Annotated in this window: 16 protein-coding genes; 4 read left to right on the top strand and 12 right to left on the bottom strand. The window is 64.1% G+C overall.

Annotation, left to right across the window (positions count from 1 at the left end; genetic code table 11):
• Nucleotides 1-87: 87 nt before the first annotated feature.
• Both RBA40_RS24155 and RBA40_RS24150 read right to left on the bottom strand, forming a co-directional pair.
• A complete protein-coding gene (locus tag RBA40_RS24155) occupies nucleotides 88-942 on the bottom strand; it encodes a fatty acid desaturase (RefSeq protein WP_306650619.1) in 855 nt (284 codons plus the stop codon).
• Nucleotides 943-950: 8 nt separating this feature from the next.
• Nucleotides 951-1,544, bottom strand: a complete 594-nt coding sequence (locus RBA40_RS24150; RefSeq protein WP_306650617.1) for a hypothetical protein — start codon at nucleotides 1,542-1,544, stop codon at nucleotides 951-953.
• Between the two features lie 194 nt (nucleotides 1,545-1,738).
• On the opposite strand from RBA40_RS24150, the gene RBA40_RS24145 reads away from it, so the two are divergent.
• Both RBA40_RS24145 and RBA40_RS24140 read left to right on the top strand, forming a co-directional pair.
• The gene (locus RBA40_RS24145; RefSeq protein ID WP_306650616.1) at nucleotides 1,739-3,604 is read left to right on the top strand and encodes a sensor histidine kinase; all 1,866 of its coding nucleotides are present in this window, start codon (nucleotides 1,739-1,741) and stop codon (nucleotides 3,602-3,604) included.
• Nucleotides 3,601-4,944, top strand: a complete 1,344-nt coding sequence (locus tag RBA40_RS24140; RefSeq protein WP_306650614.1) for a sigma-54-dependent transcriptional regulator — start codon at nucleotides 3,601-3,603, stop codon at nucleotides 4,942-4,944. The genes RBA40_RS24145 and RBA40_RS24140 overlap by 4 nt, the downstream gene beginning before the upstream one ends.
• Nucleotides 4,945-4,994: 50 nt before the next feature.
• Here the strand turns inward: RBA40_RS24140 and panB are convergent, their stop codons facing one another.
• From panB to hda, 6 genes are all read right to left on the bottom strand, one after another.
• Nucleotides 4,995-5,855 carry a 3-methyl-2-oxobutanoate hydroxymethyltransferase gene (gene panB, locus RBA40_RS24135; protein WP_306650612.1) on the bottom strand — a complete coding sequence of 287 codons (861 nt, stop codon included), beginning with the start codon at nucleotides 5,853-5,855 and terminating at the stop codon, nucleotides 4,995-4,997.
• 737 nt (nucleotides 5,856-6,592) lie between these two features.
• Nucleotides 6,593-6,940, bottom strand: a complete 348-nt coding sequence (locus RBA40_RS24130; protein ID WP_306650611.1) for a DMT family protein — start codon at nucleotides 6,938-6,940, stop codon at nucleotides 6,593-6,595.
• A 1-nt stretch (nucleotide 6,941) separates the two neighbouring features.
• Complete coding sequence (folK, locus tag RBA40_RS24125; protein ID WP_306650609.1) at nucleotides 6,942-7,415, bottom strand: 2-amino-4-hydroxy-6-hydroxymethyldihydropteridine diphosphokinase; 474 nt, start codon at nucleotides 7,413-7,415, stop codon at nucleotides 6,942-6,944.
• Entirely contained in the window at nucleotides 7,412-8,809 is a 1,398-nt protein-coding gene (gene pcnB / locus RBA40_RS24120) for a polynucleotide adenylyltransferase PcnB (protein ID WP_306650606.1), read from the bottom strand. The genes folK and pcnB overlap by 4 nt, the downstream gene beginning before the upstream one ends.
• Nucleotides 8,802-9,476, bottom strand: a complete 675-nt coding sequence (locus tag RBA40_RS24115) for a histidinol-phosphatase (protein ID WP_306650604.1) — start codon at nucleotides 9,474-9,476, stop codon at nucleotides 8,802-8,804. Before RBA40_RS24115 ends, pcnB begins: the two co-directional genes overlap by 8 nt.
• Nucleotides 9,473-10,156 carry a DnaA regulatory inactivator Hda gene (gene hda / locus RBA40_RS24110; RefSeq protein ID WP_099874947.1) on the bottom strand — a complete coding sequence of 228 codons (684 nt, stop codon included), beginning with the start codon at nucleotides 10,154-10,156 and terminating at the stop codon, nucleotides 9,473-9,475. The genes RBA40_RS24115 and hda overlap by 4 nt, the downstream gene beginning before the upstream one ends.
• A gap of 263 nt (nucleotides 10,157-10,419) precedes the next feature.
• On the opposite strand from hda, the gene purM reads away from it, so the two are divergent.
• Entirely contained in the window at nucleotides 10,420-11,463 is a 1,044-nt protein-coding gene (gene purM, locus RBA40_RS24105; protein WP_206090503.1) for a phosphoribosylformylglycinamidine cyclo-ligase, read from the top strand.
• A 482-nt stretch (nucleotides 11,464-11,945) separates the two neighbouring features.
• Complete coding sequence (locus RBA40_RS24095) at nucleotides 11,946-12,470, top strand: helix-turn-helix transcriptional regulator (RefSeq protein WP_306650598.1); 525 nt, start codon at nucleotides 11,946-11,948, stop codon at nucleotides 12,468-12,470.
• 48 nt (nucleotides 12,471-12,518) lie between these two features.
• Here RBA40_RS24095 and RBA40_RS24090 read toward each other — a convergent pair whose 3' ends face one another.
• From RBA40_RS24090 to RBA40_RS24075, 4 genes are all read right to left on the bottom strand, one after another.
• Nucleotides 12,519-13,349 (bottom strand): alpha/beta hydrolase, encoded by an 831-nt coding sequence (locus tag RBA40_RS24090; RefSeq protein ID WP_306650597.1) that lies wholly within the window; start codon nucleotides 13,347-13,349, stop codon nucleotides 12,519-12,521.
• Between the two features lie 135 nt (nucleotides 13,350-13,484).
• Entirely contained in the window at nucleotides 13,485-13,745 is a 261-nt protein-coding gene (locus RBA40_RS24085) for a hypothetical protein (protein WP_306650595.1), read from the bottom strand.
• Between the two features lie 104 nt (nucleotides 13,746-13,849).
• Nucleotides 13,850-16,285, bottom strand: coding sequence for an acylase (locus tag RBA40_RS24080; RefSeq protein ID WP_306650593.1), 2,436 nt, complete (start codon nucleotides 16,283-16,285; stop codon nucleotides 13,850-13,852).
• Between the two features lie 155 nt (nucleotides 16,286-16,440).
• Nucleotides 16,441-17,082, bottom strand: coding sequence for a PEP-CTERM sorting domain-containing protein (locus RBA40_RS24075; RefSeq protein WP_306650591.1), 642 nt, complete (start codon nucleotides 17,080-17,082; stop codon nucleotides 16,441-16,443).
• Between the last annotated feature and the right edge of the window lie 43 nt (nucleotides 17,083-17,125).

Genomic DNA, 17,125 nt, shown 5'->3' with positions numbered 1-17,125 from the left:
CCGAGGTATTGCGCGCGCATGGCCCGGCCGAAGAGTTTGAATCGGTATCGGCGATGCTGGCGATATGTTTAGCCGCCGGCGCGACGCTCAGTACACCTGCGTCGGCCGCAGTCCGCGCGCCTCGAAATGCGGGTCGAGCCGGCGCGACAGGCGCCGCAGATTCATCGTCGGCACTTGCGGATACAGATGATGCTCTAGGTGGTAAGTCAGGTTCATGAACAGCGCCGGAACGATGGCGCCGCGCATGGTGCGGGCCTGTTCGAGCGGCTTGCTGCCCGGTTTGTAGTGTGGCAGATAAGCCGTCGCCAGCGGATAGAACCAGCCGCCGATCCAGGCCATGGCGGCGTAGACCAGCGGCCCGTTGCTCCAGCGTGTCAGCCACAGGGCCAGCTGCGCCAGCGCCAACGCGGTGGCCAGTTCGGCGACCATCCAGCGCCGGTCGCGCGCCGCCCGGATCTTGCGCAGCGATTCGCGCCACAGGCGGGGCAGGTACAGCGGGCCGCAAAGCAGCGCGCCGAGCAGGCCGCCGCGTGCCGGTGCGCCTTCCAGGTCGTCATCTTCCAGGCAGTGGGCATGGTGGTGCAGATGCGTGTAGCGGAATGCATGCCCGCTTTGCAGCACCAGTACGCTGACGATGAACAGCGCCCAGTGCGTGGCGCGCGCATCGAGGCCCGCCGAGCCGTGCGCCACGTCGTGCAGGTAGGCCACCGTGACCACGAAGTGCATCAGCATCACCACCGGCAGCGCCAGATAAGCACCGTGCGCGTACAGCACTGCGAACGCGGCCAGCGTCAGCGCGGGCAGGGCGGCGAGGGCGATGCGCTGCCACGTGGCGACCGTCAGCAGGTCGTCGTCGAGCGTGCCCAGTTGCGGCATGCCGGCATTGCGCCTTGTCAGTGACGGGAAAACGAAGTGATTCGGTGCTGCGGCGAAGGCAAACATGATGGTGACTACCTGATCAGGTTAATGAAGGACGACATGAAAAAGACAATGACGATCAAGATGGCCACGCTGTCCGCGTTCTGGCGCATGCCCCAGCGCCGCAACGCCTGGACGATGGACGCTTCGAGGTGCTGGAACAGCGTCACCGGCATGCGCAGGAGCGGCCAGAAAACGATCACGGACGATGGAACGGCAACAATCCAGAGCAACCCCACGTAGGCGAGGTAGGAGGGCATGAGGCGCAGCGCCACGATCAGCGCCGACCCCAGCGCCAAAGACACCAGCGCCAATCCGAGCCGGTAACCGCTCAATAGAAACCGGTTGCGCGGACTCAGGCCTGGCGGCTGCCGGCCGAAGACGTGCATTGCCGCGCTGAAGCGGCGCGCCGGCGCTTTGGGCACGCCGAACAAGGCCAGCGACATCGCCGCATGCGCCACCAGAATCACCAGGTCGAGCGCCAGCCCGCGCATGAACGAGGTTCCGAGTGCCCACTGCGCCAGCGGCGAGACGATCAAGGCCCATGCCAGCACGCGGTTGACCCGCATCCAGATGATTTTGGATGGCACCAGCGCGTCGATGCCGGAGAAATTCAGTGTTTTCATGATGCTTCGATGCCTTTGCTGAGTCGTTCCGGCCTGCGCCGTACTACTCATCAATACGCAAGCCGCATGCCACCCGCGCCGCGATCTCTAAGCTGCTGTTTTTAAACAGAAAATTGCCAAGCGATACGCACTGGCTGTCAACTTGCTATATAGTTAGCCCGTTGCAACTATCAAGCTGCCTTACACTTGGGCCCATGGACATTTATCGCGTTTACTATTTCTCCCTGGTGTTCCAGAGTTGCATCAGCCTGGGACTGGCAGCCTGGCTGTGGGCCAAGGCGCCGCACCAGAGCGGCATCAAGCCGCTGGCGCTGTTCTGCGTCGGTATCGGCTGCTGGGCGCTGGGGCAGCTGGGCATGCACCTGGGCGACGACAGCGTGGCCGCGCTGGGCAAACGGCTGGTCAACTGCGGCCCGATCAACGCGGTGTTCTTCCTGCACTTCGTGTTCCGCTTCCTGCAGCGCGACCGCCCGCGCCAGCTGCTGGCGGTCTACCTGCTCGGCATCGCGACCCTCGTGCTGATCCAGCTGCTCGACATGGGCACGCTGGCGCCTTGGCTGGGCTTCCGGCGCTACTACTTTTTCCCGGTGTGGGGCTGGATACCCGGCATTGTCGTCAGCTCGATCAGCGTCTGGGCCTACCTGCTGCTGCTGGCGGCGTGGCCGGCGGCAGCGCCCAAACAGCGCGGCAAGATCCTGGCGATCTGGTTTGCGGGCGTCTGGGGATCGGGCGCCTCGCTGATGTTCCTCAACGCCTCGCTCGGGATCGACATCTTCCCCTACAGCGTGATCCTGCTGCCGGGCTACGCGCTGCTGCTGGTGTTCGGCATCCTGCGCTACGACCTGATGGTGGTGAACCTGTGGGCCAATCGCCTGCTGGCCTGGCTGGTGCTGATGGCCATCACGGTGGCCCTGGCCAGCCTGCTGCTCAGCGTGGCCGCGCGCACCGGCTTCGCGCCGCTGGCCGCCATGCCCCTGTGGCAGCTATGGCTGCTCGGCACCGCGATGCTGGGCGTGATGCTGGTGCTGGAAGGCCCGTCGCGCCGCGCCATGGAGCGGCTGGTGTTCCCCGGCGCGCATCTGGAAGCGGGCGTGCTGGCCGACTGGCGCCTGCGGCTCGACGCCGCCAGCAGCTGGCAGGAGCTCGAGCGCATCGCGGCGTCCACCCTCGGTGCGCACCTGCGCCAGCCGATGCGGGTGGTGCTGGGCGACGCCAGGCAGGCCGGCGACGCCGCGGGCAAGCCGGGCGTGCACTGCTATCTCGCCGCCGGCAAGGAAGGCGAGGCGCCGCACTGGCGCAGTGACCTGATGGAGTGGGAAGGCGCGACCCCGAGCGTGACCCGGGTGGGCGAAGTGTTCGGCGCCCTGCTGGCGGCTGCGGCGGCGCGGCTGGACCAGTTGCTGCGCTATGCGGAGCACGAAAAGGAGCGCCTGCAGCAGGCCCACCTGCTGGAACTGGGCGGCCTGGCGGCGACGGTAGCGCACGAACTGCGCAACCCGCTCAACATCATCAGCATGGCGGCGGTGATGGCGCCGGCGGAGGTGCGCGCCGAGATCCGCGCCCAGATCGAGCGCGCCGACCATCTGATCCAGGACTTGCTCAGTTATTCGGGCGAAGTGCGCCTGAACCGCCAGCGTGTGCCCGTGGCCGAACTGGTGCAGCGGGTCGCCGCCGGCCATCCCTCGCAAGCCATCGCGCTCGATGTGGACGAGGCCCTGTGCCTGCACATCGACCCGATGCGCGGCGAACAAATCCTCGGCAACTTGATTGGCAACGCCATGGCCATGCTGCGCGGCCGCCCGGACCCGCGCATCCTGGTCGCCGCCGAAGCGCAGGCCGATGGCTGGGTACTGCTGCGCGTGTGCGACAACGGCCCGGGCGTGCCCGCCGATCTGGCCGCCGACCTGTTCCAGCCCTTCACCACGCGCCGTCCCGGCGGCACCGGCCTTGGCCTGGCGATCGTCAGGCGCCTGGTCGAGGCCCACGGCGGCAGCGTCAGGCTGGGCGAACGGGCTGGCTGGAACTGCTGCTTTGAACTTCTTTTACCAGGCTCGCCATGACTACCGAACGCATTCTTCTCGTCGACGACGAACCCGCCTTCCAGCGCCTGTGCGGCAACTGGCTGGCCAGCCTTGGCTACGACGTCAAGGTCGCAGCGTCAAGCGAACAGGTGCTGGCGCTGTGCGCTGACCACACCTTCGACCTGGTGCTGCTCGACCTGGCGCTGCCGCCATCGTTCCGCCCCGATGAAGGGCTGGCGCTGCTGCCCGGCCTGGCCGCGGCGCCGGTGGTGGTGATGACCGGCCACGCAGACCGCGAACTGGCCTTGCGCGCGATGGCCGCCGGTGCCTGGGACTTTTTACCCAAGCCGCTCGACCCGGACCTGCTGCGGGTGGTGGTCGAGCGCGCGCTGACCAAGCGCCGCCTGGAACGCGAGCTGGCCGAGTGGCGCGCCCGCGCCGAACCAAGCGACGCCACCATGGGCCTGATCGGCATCAGCACCGACCTGCGCGACCTGCGCGCGCTGATCCGGCGCATCGGCCCGACCGAGGTGCCGGTGATGATCACGGGGCCGAGCGGCACCGGCAAGGAACTGGTGGCGCGCGCGCTGCACGCCAACGGCAAGCGCAGCGCCAAGCCGTTCGTGGCGGTGCACTGCGGTGCGATTCCGGCGGAGCTGTTCGAGAGCGAGTTGTTCGGGCACTGCAAGGGCAGCTTCACGGGGGCGGACCGCGACCGCATCGGCTTGATCGCGGCGGCCAACGGCGGCACCCTGTTCCTCGACGAGATCGGCGACATGCCGCTGGCGATGCAGGTCAAGCTGCTGCGCTTTTTGCAGGCCGGGAGTTTTTTCGCGGTCGGCGCGCGCAGCGAAACACGGGTCGATGTGCGCGTGGTGGCGGCGACCAACCGCGACCTGGCGGCGATGGTCGAGGAAAAATCGTTTCGCGATGATTTGTTTTATCGGCTCAAAGGCATCCAGGTCAGGACCACGGCGCTGGCCGAACGGGCCGAGGATGTGGCGCTGATCGTGCAGGCGGTGGCGGCCAGGCTGTCCCCGCCCAAGCGGCTGGCGCCGGACGCGCTGGAGTGGGTGGTGTCGAGGAACTGGCCGGGCAATGTGCGCGAGCTGCAGCATTCGGTGTCGACGGCGGCGGCACTGGCGGGGAGTGCCGATGTGATCACGGTCGACGACCTGGCGCTGGCCTGCGGCGAAGCGGCCGCGCCGGTGGCGGTGGAGGGGGATGGCTTGCTCGATGCGCAGGTAGCGGCGCTGGAAAAGCGCCTGATCGTCGCCGCGCTTGATGAGACGGCGCACAACCACACGCATGCGGCCAAGCAGTTGGGGATTTCGCGGGTGGGGCTGTTGAATAAAATGAAGCGGTACGGATTGCGCTAATCCCCGTCGTTCCTGGCAATGCCCGGAACGACGGAGTGGGGTGCGGTGGCTTAGAAACAGTGCTCCAGCGCCGGAAAACTGCCATCCTTGACCGCGTTAACATACGCGCTGACGGCGGCATCGATGCTGGTCTGCCCGTCCATGAAGTTCTTCACGAAGCGCGCTTTGCGCCCCGGGAAAACGCCCAGGATATCGTGCATCACCAGCACCTGGCCCGAACAGTCCGGCCCCGCGCCGATGCCAATCGTCGGCACTTTCAGCGCCTCGGTCAACTCCTTGCCCAAGGCGCTGGGAATCGCCTCGAACAGTACAATTGCCGCACCAGCGGCTTCCAGCGCCAGCGAATCGGCCTTGAGCTGGGCCGCGCTTTCGATGCTCTTGCCCTGCACCTTGTAGCCACCCAGCTGGTGCACCGACTGCGGCGTGAGCCCCAGGTGCGCGCACACCGGCACCGCGCGGTCGGTCAAAAAGCGGATCGTCTCGGCCAGCCACGCACCGCCCTCGAGTTTGACCATGTGCGCGCCAGCCTGCATCAGCTGCACGGCGTTGTTGAACGCCGCTTCCGGCGTGCCGTAGCTGCCGAAAGGCATATCGGCCAGTACCATCGCGCTCTTGTTGCCGCGCGCGACAGCGGCGGTGTGGTACGCGATCTCGGCCACCGTCACCGGCAAGGTCGATTGATGTCCATTGCAGACCATGCCCAGCGAATCGCCGATCAGCAGCACTTCCACGCCGCAGCGGTCCATCAAGGTCGCAAAGCTGGCGTCGTAGCAGGTCAGCATCGTGATCTTGGCGCCCGAAGCACGCATCGCGTTCAGCGAAGGAATCGTCACCGCCTTCGTCACCACCGGTTTGACAGGCGCCGGAGTGTCGCCGCCCGCCATGTCCTTACCCTGCAGATAACCGCTCATAATAGTCCTTTGATATCAAAATGGTCGCAACGGCGCATAGTGTAATCTCAACCGCCGTAATGTGCTTGGATCGGCTGGGGGAGATGAGGTCGAGCGCGCCTGGCACGCTCAGGCCGGCCTTGGGGATTGGTGCGGCGCGGCAAACCATGAGCGTTGACCGTGTCGGATGAAATAGTTATCATCAAAGGGCAAGCAGGAACAGGCGCGCCGAATACAATGGGCGCCAAGGTGGATGCACCAAACTTCAAAGGATTTTTGACGTGCTCAAGGCAATTGCAAAAGGCGCTCTTCATTAGGTTATTAACTAATGGAGAGTACAGTGAAACGACATGCACGCCTGATAAATGCCTACGGGTACAACGAATACGGCTTGGCGGATTTTCCCCGAAAAATATCCGGAACAAGTGTCTCCCGGGTAATGATTGGGAACGACAACGGTTGTTCTCGTTGTTTTCCACACGGATACGAAACCGTCAATAGCCACCTCCACAACCGACAACGCTGCTGGAAGCGTCAGCGCAAGACGCAGTGGAAATGATGCGGCGTTCCCTCTTGCCGACGCATTGCATGCAGGGGCGCGCGCGATCGATGCAAGATTGTTGATGACAGGCGAACAGAGGCTGCCCGGATTGTACGGAAGGCCGATGTCTCTCCCGCTTCCCGCAAAATCGGTCCGGCGTATCGATTTTATCTGCCTGCGCGCCGCATCGTTACAGCCAAGCGCAGGCATGTGCCGGTCAGCTGCGGAAGATGAAGTAGACGGCGCCGACCAGGCATAGCCCGGCCCATACGTAATCGAGCTTGAACGGTTCGCCCATGTAGAACATCGCGAACGGGACGAACACCGTCAGGGTGATGGCTTCCTGCAGGATCTTGAGCTGCGCCAGGCTGTATTGCGTATGGCCGAGGCGGTTGGCCGGCACCTGCAGCAGGTATTCGAACAGGGCGATGGCCCAACTGACCAGCGCCGCATACCACCACGCCTTGCTCGACATGTTCTTCAGGTGGCCATACCAGGCAATCGTCATGAAGATGTTCGACAGGACCAGCAGGCCCGCGGTCTGCACAAAAATCGGAATCTGCATATCAGTTCAGTCGTTCGATGGCCTGGCCGGCGACGGCGGCCAGGTAATCGCGTGCCGGGCCACTTCCCGGCACCTCGATATCGGGTGCGATTTCCAGCAGCGGCACCAGCACGAATGCGCGCTCGATCATGCGCGGATGCGGCACCTGCAGGCTGGCCGTGTCGATCCGTTCGTCGTTGTACAGCAGGATGTCGAGGTCGAGGGTGCGCGGGGCGTTGCGGTAGGGCCGTTCGCGCCCGTGCGCCAGTTCGATCGCCTGCAGCGCGGCCAGCAGGGCTTGCGCGCTCAGATTCGTGTCGATGCAGGCGACCGCGTTGATGTAGTCGTCGCCCGAGGAGTCGATCGGCGCGGTGCGCCAGGCCGACGATTGCGCCAGCAGGCGGCTGCCGTCCAGCGCGGCCAGGCGCGCCAGGGCGTCGGTCACGTTGGCGCGCGCGTCGCCCAGGTTGGCGCCGATGCCGACGTACGCGATCATTCGTCGCCGCTGGTGCTGCCGGTGGTGCTGGTGGTGGCGGTGTCGCCGCCGTCGCCGCTGGCGCGGTTGCGCGGCGCGCGGCGCGGCGCTCGCTTGCGCTTGGCGCCGGCCGGTGCCGCCACGGCGGTGGTGAGCAGGGTTTCGCGTTCGACCGCGTCCCCTTCATAAAAGGCGGTCCACCATTCGCCGATTTCCATCTCGATCTCGCCCGACTCGCAGCGCAGCAGCAGGAAGTCGTAGCCGGCGCGAAAGCGCGGGTGTTCCAGCAGCTTGTACGGGGCCTTGCCGTTGCGCCGCTCGAAACGCGGCTGCATCGACCAGATGTCACGCATGTCCGAACCGATCTTGCGCTGCAGGGCCAGTTTTTCGGTCTGCGAATCGAGCACGTCGTCGGCCGCCAGGTGCAGCGCCGGAATCGGCGACTCGCCTGCCGCGCGGTAGGCGGTCCATTTCTCGACCACCTGGTGCCACAGCAGCGACGCAAACAGGAAGCCGGGCGAGACGCCCTTGCCGGCCTTGACGCGGTTGTCGGTCGATTCGAGCGCCAGGGTGACGAACTTCATGCCGATCGGCTGCTCCAGCACCACGTCGAGCAGCGGCAGCAGGCCGTGATGCAGGCCTTCCTTGCGCAGCTGCTGCAGGCAGGCCAGCGCGTGGCCGCTCATGAGCAGCTTGAGCATTTCGTCGAACACGCGCGCGGCCGGCACGTTGTTGATCAACGGCGCCATGACAGGGATCGGTTCGCGCGTATGCGGCTCGATGGTGAAGCCCAGGCGTGCGGCGAAGCGCACCACGCGCAACAGGCGTACCGGGTCTTCGCGGTAGCGCGCTTCGGGCTGGCCGATGATGCGCAGGGTCTTGTCGCGGATGTCGGCAATGCCGCCGTGGTAGTCCAGCACCACCTGCGTGGCCGGATCGTAGTACATGGCGTTGATGGTGAAGTCGCGCCGCATGGCGTCTTCGTGCTGGGGGCCGAAGTTATTGTCGCGCAGGACCCGTCCGTGTTCGTCCTTGGGTGCGCTGGACTCGCCGGCGCCGCGGAAGGTGGTTACCTCCAGCAGGTCGGAACCGAACATCACGTGCACGATCTGGAAGCGCTTGCCGATGATGAAGGCGCGCCGGAACAGGCGCTTGACCTGTTCGGGCGTGGCATCGGTGGCGATGTCGAAGTCCTTCGGTTTGACCGCCAGCAGCAGGTCGCGCACGGCGCCGCCCACCACGAACGCCTTGAAGCCCGCCTCCTGCAATGTCTGGGTCACGCGGATCGCGTTCGACGACAGCAGCTTGGGATCGATCCCGTGCTCCGCCGCGCCCAGGATGATGGGTTCGGTCAGGTCGCGCACTGGCTGCTTCTCTTTGACGCCGAGCATTTTGCGGATGAATTTTTTAATCATTGAATAGATGGAGTAAAGGCCAGCCAAGGCGTGTGGCGTGGGTCGCCAGCACGGCGTTCGGGTTGGTCGCGACAGGATGGGTGACGACGGACAGTAGGGGGATATCGTTGTGGGAATCGCTGTAGAAGTGGCTGCGCCCGAAGCCATCCAGTGGCGTGCCCACCTGCGCCAGCCAGGCGTGGGTGTGGGTGACCTTGCCGGCGCCCGATGTCGGCACCCCTACCAGTTTGCCGGTCAGGTTGCCGTCGGCATCTTCTTCGGGCACCGCGGCGATCAGGTGCTCCACGCCCAGCGCCCTGGCGATCGGCGCGGTGACGAAGCGGTTGGTGGCGGTGATGATGGCCACCAGGTCGCCGGCATCAAGGTGCTGTTGGAGCAGCTCGCGCGCGCGCGGCAGGATGGCCGGTTCGATCACTTCGGCCATGAACTGCGCGTGCATGGCGTCGAGCTCCTTGCGCGGAAAGCGCGCCAGGGTGCCGAGCGCGAATTCGAGGTATTCGACCGGGTCGAGCGTGCCGGCCTGGTACTGGGCATAAAATTCGTCGTTGCGGCGCTTGAATTCGACGGGATCGACGGCGCCGGTGCGGACTAAAAATTCGCCCCATTCGTGGTCCGAATCGATCGGCAGCAGGGTATGGTCCAGGTCAAACAGCGCCAGGTTCTTCATTCTTTGGTGTCCGCTTGCGGGTTGGCTTGTAATAGTAAATCGCGCAGCAACGGCAGGGTGACCGGTCGCTGGGTTTCGAGGGAATACTGATCGAGTGCGTCTAGCATCGTCGACAGGGAGCGCATGTCGCGCTTGAAATGGGACAGCAGATAGGGTAACACGCTGGCCGACAAGGTCAAACCGCGCGCTTCGGCGGCATGCGTGAGCGCGGCGATCTTCTGTTCGTCGGCCAGGCCGTGAATCTGGTAGATCAGGCCCCATCCCATGCGCGTGCGCAGGTCTTCGCGCACCGGCAGCACCACCGGTGGCACCGGCCCGGTGCTGACCATGTAGGCGCCGTGTTCGCGGATCTGGTTGAACAGGGCAAAAGCGTCGATCTGGGCCTGGGGCGAGAGCTTCTCGCAGTCGTCGAGCAGGTACAGGGTGGTCTCGGGCGCGTACGTGAATTCGGATTCGGGGGCGTCGCAGGCGATGTAGCGCGAGCGCGGCGTGGCCGCCAGCGCCTGCAGCAGGTGGGTCTTGCCGGCGCCGGTTTCGCCCCACAGGTAGGCGAAATGTTCGCGCGAACGACGCTCCGCGAACTGGTGCATCAGATGCGCCAGTTCGGCATTTTGCCCTACCTCGAAGGTATCGAGGCTGTGCGCCTGCTCTGCGCCCAAATCGAGTACCAGCTGTTTCATGAGTTCATTCTTGCGCCGTCGTATACATCAGGCATTATAGAAGCTGCCACGCACATCGTGGTGGTGGTGATGGTGCTGGCAGGGTGCCGACGCTGTGCTGGGGTGCCGTGACTGTGAAAAAAAGCATCTTATTGTTGTAATGTGGGTTAAATCGGCTTAGGACGGGGCATTTTGATAAAATAGCGGATTGACCAGTTTTGGCCGCCCGCGGCTCGAATCGGTTCGCCGCCTTCTATTTTACCGCCTCCGCTGCCAAATACACCATGAGCCAACTTTCTAATGTTTCCCTCTCCTACCGCGACGCCGGTGTCGATATCGATGCCGGAGACGCCCTGGTCGAAGCGATCAAGCCGTTTGCCAAGAAAACCATGCGCGAAGGCGTCATGGGCGGCATCGGCGGTTTCGGCGCGCTGTTCGAGATCAGCAAGAAGTTCAAGGAGCCGGTACTGGTGTCCGGCACCGACGGCGTGGGCACCAAACTCAGGCTCGCGTTCGAACTGAACCGCCATGACACGGTCGGCATCGACCTGGTCGCCATGAGCGTCAACGATATCCTGGTGCAGGGCGCCGAGCCGCTGTTCTTCCTCGATTACTTCGCGTGCGGCAAGCTCGACGTGCCGACCGCCACCGCCGTCGTCAAGGGTATCGCCCAGGGCTGCGAGCAGGCTGGTTGCGCGCTGATCGGCGGCGAAACGGCGGAAATGCCGAGCATGTACCCGGCCGGCGAGTACGACCTGGCCGGTTTCGCGGTCGGCGCGGTGGAAAAATCGAAAATCATCGACGGCACCAAGATCACGCCGGGCGACGTGGTGCTGGGCCTGGCATCGTCGGGCGTGCACTCGAATGGTTACTCGCTGGTGCGCAAGATCATTGAAGTGGCCAAGCCGGACCTGAACGCCGACTTCCACGGCCGCCCGCTGGCCGACGTGCTGATGGAGCCGACCCGTATTTACGTCAAGCCGCTGCTGGCGCTGATGGAATCGATGGAAGTCAAAGGCATGGTGCACATCACCGGCGGCGGTCTGGTCGAAAACGTGCCGCGCGTGCTGCAGCCAGGGCTGACGGCAGTGCTCGATTCGAAGGCATGGACCATGCCGCCGCTGTTCCAGTGGCTGCAGCAGCACGGCGGCGTGGCCGACGCTGAAATGCACCGCGTGTTCAACTGCGGCATCGGCATGATCGTCATCGTGTCGAAAGAAAATGCCGATGCGGCGTTTGCCCAGTTGCAGGCCGCCGGCGAGAAGGTCTCGCGCATCGGCGTCATCCGCGCGCGCGAAGGTGACGAGCACCAGACGATCGTCAGCTGACCTGTTTGCGGTCACTCAAAAAACGGACGGCGCCTTCGGGTCCCGTCCGTTTTTTTTTGATCTTTCTCGTGTCGAATTGCCCATACCCGATGCCACCATCGAACGCTTGTTCCTGACGTACGCCAAAGGCAGGGCGTTCGCAGCGAATCAAATGCTGGTTGTCGATTGACAACCGGATTTTTGGTGGCGACAATCGGAGAAACGCACATGGCGCGCAGGTCCCACCCCAAGAAGGAGATCGAGCATGCTCTCAAACATGCTGAAGCAAACGGTTGGCGCATAAAAGTCGGTGGCAGTCACATCTGGGGAGAGATGTTCTGTCCCTATAACGATGCAGCGTGCCGGGGACACAAATATTGCATTACGTCGGTGTGGAGCACGCCGAAAAGCACTGGCGACCACGCCAGGACGTTAAAGCGGGCAGTCGATAATTGCATCGTCCACAAGCAAAGCAACGATGACGATTCCTTAAAGGAGTAGTTATGAATTTTCTCTTTGAACTCACTTATCAATTGTCTAGCGACGATAACGATCAACACGAGATTGTCGAGCGTCTGGGCGAGGAGGGCTGCACCGATGCCTTGGTCGGTATCGGCCACCCGGGGCGAGTCGCCCTGGAATTCATCCGCCATGCTGACAACGCGTTTGCCGCCATGACCAGTGCACTTGCCGATGTCAGGCGCGCCATTCCCACAGCAGTGCTTATTGAAGTACGCCCCGATCTGGTGGGACTCACTGACATTGCGGAGTTTGCCGAGGTAAGTCGCCAAAACATGCGCAAGCTGGCCTACAACAACGCCGAAACCTTTCCCGTGCCGGTGCATGCAGGAAGTACAACCTTATGGCACCTCGATGATGTTCTTCGCTGGATGATGCCGCGCGGGACTTACCCGATCGAGCCGGGTACGCTTGAGGTGGCGTCGATCGCCAAACAGCTTAATTTCGCCATCCAGGCGCGGCAGATCGAGCCTGAATTATTCCGTCAAGTACAGGCGTTGCTGGCTTGATACCTGACTGACGAGAACGCAGACGGCGCGATTGCCACTGGCGTCGGCCTACAGCTTGCGCACAAAGTCGCAGTACACCGGGCCCACGTCGGGATGCGCCAGGATGCCGTTGTGGCTCGCTCCTTTGGCCACATGCCACTGCTTGGTCTCACCCGGGATCGCGTCGTACACCTTGCGCGACATCGCCACCGGGATCAGTTGGTCCTTCTCGCCCGACAGCACCAGGCTGGGACCATGCCAGGCCCTGACGAGCGCCTGGTTATCCACGCCGCGCAGCGTGTCGGCCACGTCCACTTTCAAAAACAGCTTCAGATACCAGGGCACGTTGGCGTCGGTCCATTCCTGCACGGTGGTGGCGGTCGCTTCGAGCACCATGCCCCTGGCAACCGGCCGCTGGCTCGCCACGTAGGCCGCCATGAAGCTGCCCAGCGACTGGCCATGCACGGCCACCTTGCCCGGATTGATGGCATTGACATGGTCGAACACGCGCAGCGCGTCGGCCCGCATGTTTTCCACCGTCGGCACGCCGCTGCTGCGGCCATAGCCGCGGTAGTCGAACACGGCCACATTGCTGCCGCAGGCGGCCAGCAGCGGCAGCACGCCGCGCGCATGCTGGTCGAGGTGGAAGGCGTTGCCGCCGAAGTAGAGCACGGTGATGGCCGCGCCGGCACGCGCCAGATACACCCCGCGCAGGGTGGCGCCGTCGGGCGTGGCGACCGTTTCCTCGGTCACGCTGTAGGCGGGCAGCAGCGCCGCGACATCGGCGCGCGCCAGCGCGGGCGCGTCCTTGCGGTCGGGATGGATGAAATTTTTCTCTTCGATGTGCATGGTGCCGCATCCGGCCAGGCCGATGGCGAGCAATAAAACAAGAAAACGCATGGGGTTTCTCGGTGAGGGAGGTGAACAGGGACGTACCCGTCAGGGACGTGCCGGTGGCGCGCACAAGGCGCGTCCGGGCATTATCGGCGATTCCGATTGGGGCCGCCAGCGGGCGGCCCCGGTACGGCGGGGAGCTTACTTCTGGTTGCCGGCGAGTTCCTTGCGGCGCGCCGCGATGGCTTGTTTGACGGTCATCTTGTAATCGATGTCCTGCGCCATCGTATGCTGCGCGACGTAGGAAACAAGCAGCTCGGCTTCTTCCGGCGACAAGGCATCTTTCACTGCCTTGCCCTTGACCGGGTCGCCGCTCTCGGCCAGCGTGACGTCGAGCGGCCCGTTGCAGGCTGCCAGCAGCAGAGGGAAACACACACACGCCACGAACAGGTTTTTCATCATCGTTTCACTCCAATGAAAGTAACCATAACTTAACACAGCCCTATCAAAAATGCCTTTTTAAAAACATTTAATTTTTATTAAGCAACGTGTGTGTTGTTTGTGCGTTACTGCCTTGCTTTGCCCTTGTGGCTGATGGCAATACGCTTGTACGCCGGATCGGCCGCGATCTGCGTTTCCGTAAAAGGCAGGGTAGGCCAGGTTTTACGCGAATACAGCTCGGTCTGGTCGGAGTAGTGGGGCGACGCCGGGTCGACCGACTGGCCATAAGCGAGCACGGCTTGCGCCTGCGGGCCGTTGCGGTCGAACATCACGGTCTGCACGTAACTGCTGCCTTCGGTCGCCTCGCGCCCCCCGCCGGCCAGCGGATCGCTGGCAATCACGTTGTAGATGCCGTACTGGTAGCGCCCGCCGTGGATCGGAATGCGTTTGCCGCCGCGCTCGCTCTGCTGCAACTGGCCCCAGGTGGTATCGAGCCCCCAGCCGTTCGCTTCCATCTCGAGCACTGCGGTGGCCAGGGCGGTGCGCAGCGTGGTCATGCTGGCCGCGTCGTCCAGGCGCAGGCCGCGCGGCGTGTTGACCGGATCGGCCGGGTTGAAGGGCACGGCCCAGAACAGGGGCGTGCCGTACAGCTGGTCCCACATGCTGGAGAAGTAGCCGAAGCCGATATTGGCGTCCAGGTTGGCCGTGTGGTCCCAGGTGCGCAGCCTGGCGCAGGGCAGCGTCAGGTCGACCATCGTGCCGTCGGCCGCCGCCGCCAGTCGAGCGCCGTCGCAGGCGCGCAGCATGTCGGCCATGTTCTGGCTGGCGTAGTAGGCGCGGTTGCTGAACAACAGCCCTTGCAGCTGGCTCACCGACATGCGCCGTCCGGCCAGGCCGTCCGTGCCCGCCAGGCGCGCCTGCAACTGGGAAATGCCGATCCGCGTGCGCCCGCTTTGTTCCTGCGCGTCGATACTGACGATCGAGGGGAAGCCGGTCAGCGGCGCCGCCGGATTGCTCAGCCAGGCGCTGTCGTTCGAGTTCTGGACGTAATCGTCGCGTTCCAGGCGCGGCAGGCTGGCCCCGGCGAAAATGCCGCTCTGGGGCGCGGCCGGGTCATTGCCGGGATTGCAGGCGCTGGTCGAGGCGTCAAGCACCAGCACGCCGCCGGCCGCCAACTCCCTGAACGCGGCCGGCACACAGGCTTTTTCCTTGGCCAGCGGTACGTTCGGCACCACGGTCACGTCCATCAGCAAGGTCTTGCCATCCTTGTCCACCGCCACGGTGTTCACCCATGGCAAGCCGACGATGCGGTCGATGCCTTCGCGCAGCTCGCCCAGGCTGCGTGCGCTGTTCATCGCGCGCCATTGTTCCAGCATGCGGTGATTGCCCATGTTGGCGTCGAGCAGGGTGTAGGCGTTCTTGCGGTTCCATTCCAGCATGTTCGGCAGATGCATTACCACGCCCAGCGGGGTCTGGTAAAAATCATGGCTGCGCATGGCCAGGCTGCCGTCGGCCTGGCGCACCTCGACGTCGACCCGCTTGCGCGTCATGGTCTGGACCTTGCCGTCGACCACATACCGGGTCGGATCGAGCGGGTCGAGCTGCAACTGGTGCAGGGTGAAGTGGCTGGAGGTGTTGTTGGTGTGGGTCCAGGCCACGTCCTTGTTGAAGCCGATGCTGACCATCGGCATGCCGCCAAGCGAGGCACCCATCACATCGAGCTTGCCCGGAATGGTCAGGTGCAACTGGTAGAAGCGCAAGTCGCCCTTCCACCAGTTATGCGGATTGGCCAGCAGCATGCCTTGTCCGTTCTCGGTGGCATCTTTACCCAGCGCCACGCCGTTGCTGCCGGTGCGGGCGTGCTGCTGTTGCCAGTATTGCGGATCGACCGCGCTGGGGCCGCCGCGGCGCGGGAAGGCCGAGCGCGACGATGCCGGTGCTCCGGTCGTGCCCGGCGGCGCGGCGGCGAGCAGCATCTCGATGAAATGGCTGCCCGCGCCTTCGGCGGCATAGCGGCGCACGATTTTCACCATGTCGCTGGTGGTCATGCTGCGCACCCAGGCGCCGTTCTTGCAGGCATCCGGCAAGCCGGCCTTGCCGCGCTCGTCGAGGTACTGGTTGTAGCCGGCCACATAGCCTTCGACCAGCGCGCGCATGGGCGCCGGCTGTTCGCGCCAGGCGATAGCCACCGCTTCCGGTTCGTTGATCAGGCGATAGAAGTAGTCCGATGCCAGGTTGGGAGCCGTGTCCTCGGTCGCGCCGCGCGCGTCGGCACCGAAATACTTGGCGCGTTCGCCGTTGGCGGTGACGATGCGCTCGGCCATCAGGCAGATATTGTCTTGCGCGTAGGCGTAGCCGATGCCGTAGCCGAGGCCGCCGTCATCATTGGCCTTGATGTGCGCAATGCCGTAAGCGGTGCGGCGGATCTCGGCGGCGTAGCCAGGCCCCGGTTCGGACGCTGTGTTGTCGTCGTTGCCGCAGCCGGCGGTCAGCGTGAGCAGGATGGCGGCGGCGCTGGTGCGCAGCAAGCGCAGTTGAGCGGAGTGCGAGGGTGCGATCATGGCGGTCTTGTGTCGGTGGAGTAGACGGGAGCGCAGTGTCGCCAATTGACAAATATGTAACAAGGATTTTACAAAAAGCACCGCGCAACGCCACCGCACGGGGCGCTGCGCGCTACGTGCCGACGCAGCCTATCGCATCGGCACGGGGATGCGTGTCAGGCGCGCCGCCGGCTTGCCAGCGCGCCTACGCACAGCAGTCCCAGCGCCAGCATGGCGTAGTGCGATGGTTCGGGCACGGCCGGCACGCCGTTATCGACCGTGCTCACGAAATAGGCGTCGATCGGATTGGGCGTGAAGGTGGTATAGCCGAAGTCGGGATTGATGAAGAAGTCGCTGCCGCCGGTGTAGCTGTCGTTCCACGCTGAGTTGTTGACGCCGTAATACTCCACGACCTGCATGTCGCCCTCGGACTTGCCAAAAATTTCAAAGGCCAGCACATCGCCGGCTTTGACGGCGATGTTGTACGGCCGAAAATCGAACGTCACGGTGGACCAGGTCTTGTCGACCAGCTGGGAGGTCGAGATGATGTTGCCCGTGCCCTCCACGCGGTCGAGAATGTTCATATTATCGAAGGTGTCTTTCGTGCCGGTGGTAAACACCTGCACCGAATTGAGAAACCCCGACACGCCCACGGTAAACGTCTGGGCACGCCGGAAGGTGTTCCACGAGATCGATGCGCTGCCGTTCATGGCACCGACATTGTCGGGGACGTGGCTCTGGTCGATGACAACGACGGCCTGCGCGGAGGCCGTTGTGGCCAGCAGGCAGCAGGTGGCGAGAAGTTGAGTGGGATTCATGCGGTTCTCCAAGCGGTCAGTCGTGAACGGGGGGCGATGTGCA

The organism is Massilia pseudoviolaceinigra, from assembly GCF_030846505.1.
GTDB classification, from domain to species: domain Bacteria; phylum Pseudomonadota; class Gammaproteobacteria; order Burkholderiales; family Burkholderiaceae_D; genus Telluria_A; species Telluria_A violaceinigra.
The sequence above is the reverse complement of the archived record's forward strand: the minus strand, read 5'-3'. Positions and strand labels throughout refer to the sequence as shown.